At 60.0% G+C, this 2326-nt stretch carries 2 pseudogenes; both read right to left on the bottom strand.

Annotated features, from left to right (window positions below):
* Positions 1 to 211: 211 nt before the first annotated feature.
* A pseudogene (locus IVB32_RS33095) lies at positions 212 to 1311 on the bottom strand (hydantoinase B/oxoprolinase family protein).
* A gap of 40 nt (positions 1312 to 1351) precedes the next feature.
* A pseudogene (locus tag IVB32_RS33090) lies at positions 1352 to 1988 on the bottom strand (IS5/IS1182 family transposase); the annotation flags it as partial.
* Positions 1989 to 2326: the final 338 nt, after the last annotated feature.

The raw sequence follows: 2326 nt of genomic DNA, 5'->3' as shown, positions 1-2326 counted from the left end.
ACAGTCCTTTGCGCATCGAAGTCCCCCGTGCCGAATCAACTTGGCACCAGGGAATCAGAACTCGCTAATTAGGTACAGACCCTAATCTAATGCACGGTCCTTCGCTTCCTGGAGCGTCACAGATCACGGGCCAGAAAAGGTCCCTTAGTTTTAGATGGCCCATAAACGGGCGGCGTCACCGGCGGGGTTTCTACCAGCGGCATTTGATCTCTCAAGGGGAGCCGTAGCCGTCCGCGCCGGGTGTCATGATAACGCAAATATCGCCCGTCCGAACTTCGCAGGCATCATTTCCGGCAAGGATTTCCGTTTTACCGGAGGCACGCTGAACCAGGTTTTCACCCTCGGGATCGGTCATGCGGGTATTAGTCATGTGCGAGTGGACCGCGCTCGCGCCGTCGAAGCCTTTGCCCGCGCCGGTGCCGCCACAGATCGTTTCGTAGTTCTGGTGGACCTCGTTGCCATAAACGAAATTGTTCATCGTACCTGGGAGCCGGCGAGCACGCCAAGCGCACCATAGAGGGCCTCCGTGATCGCTTGGCTGACCTCCGTGTTGTCGGCGATAACCGCTGCTGGATAACGCGGATTGATCAGCGTACCTTCCGGCGCATGCACGCTCATCGGCTTCAGGCATCCCTCGTTCATCGGGATATCGGATCCCCACGAGGGTTCGGAATACGTAGAGGACAGCTGCCTTGCAGATGGCCAGTGGCGCGTTGTAGTTGCCCTCGTCCTGGGCCGATGTCCCAGTAAAATCGATGGTAGCGGAGCGTTTCTCGCGATCGATTCGGATGGCGACACGAATGAACGCACCGCTGTCGAGCTCGTAGGCGAACTCGCTGCTTGTGAGTCGTCAAGCGCCCTTCGGACGCATTCCTCAGCTTTGTCCTGCACGTGCTTCATGTAGCCATGCACGACGTCGCGGCTGAACTTTGAGACTATGTTGTGCAATTCGCGCACCCCAGTGGCATTGGCCGCCACCTGGGCGGCGAGATCGGCCATGTTCTGGTCAACATTGCGATAGGGATAACGGCCGCTGGAGAGCAGCTCCCGGGTTTCCTCCTTACGAACACGGCCATCGCGAACGAGGTAGAAGTCCTCGATCAGCACGCCTTCGTCGTCGATATGCTTGCTATCGGGCGGAGCGGAACCTGGCGCGCTCCCTCCAATATCCGCATGGTGGCCACGCGAGGCAACGGCGGAAAGGATGTCCTTGCCTCCTGAATCGAATACCGGCGTGATGACTGTTACGTCCGGCAGGTGCGTGCCGCCATGGTAGGGATTATTCATCATCAGGACGTCGCCCGGCCTCAGGCTGTGCGATGCTTGCGCAGCACGGCGCGAACGCTCTCGCTCAAACCCAGGTGCACCGGCACGTGCGGCGCGTTGGCGACGAGATTGCCTTCGGGATCGCCAGAAGCTTGGGAAACCGGATCAGATGGTAGGCTACAAGCGCCAGACGAAGACAACGCGGGCGCGGCCCCGCAGCTTGACCTTGGCCAAGCCAGCGGAACTCTTGATCCAGCCGAAGATTCTCCGATGCGTTTGCGACAGCCTTTGGCTGACGTCTAGCCGCTGTGACCCCTGGTACGCGCGTCGATGGCTGTCTTGCGCCGCTTTTCCAGTCTTACTCAGATGTCTATCAATCGCGATATGCGGGGTAACCGATCTGTCTCTCAGGTGGTGCACGAACTGCTTGACGTCGCAGGCCTTGTCCGCTCCCAGAGTGATCCGCTTCGCGCACCTGCGCCTGGCGATCATGGCAAGCGCAATCTCCCGTTCGGCGGAGCCCGTCAGTTGGCTCACCCCAAAACCGCTAAACCATTTCGGGCCTCCATCAGAGCATGGCCCATATAGCTCAGCTTGGCTGGCCATCACCCTTTGAAGAGCCGCGCCTCGGGATCGGTCGTACTCGCATGGGTCTCGTTGGCTTCGCTTCTCTTGTGGAAGCTGCGCTGGGCATTGCGCTCCGGACCGTCCTCGTCTTTGTCGCTGTCCCCCAGTTAAATCCTGGTCCTAGGGAATCACGATACGAAACGCTTCGCTACCGACTTCTTCAACGGCCTGCTCTCATGTTCGCAGTCAAGGGACTCGATCAAGCGGATCCGCTCCCGGCTCAGCGCCCGGGCACTGGACGTCGAAGGTGTCCACGGTAGGAGGCCGGGCCAAAGACGACGGTTGATCAAGCTCTCATGCGCGGGTTGGCTACCGCATGACCGTGGTTTCGTCTTGGGGCTGCCTCGGTCTAGAGGGCGAGCGTCGGCAATGCCGGCTCATAACAGGCCACGAGGATTCCCCACCGAGCCCTGCCTCCTGCCCTGGGCACCAA

Origin of the sequence: Bradyrhizobium sp. 23, assembly GCF_023073295.1 — a bacterium.
Classification (GTDB): domain Bacteria; phylum Pseudomonadota; class Alphaproteobacteria; order Rhizobiales; family Xanthobacteraceae; genus Bradyrhizobium; species Bradyrhizobium canariense_D.
This window is presented reverse-complemented; position numbering and strand designations above follow the sequence as displayed.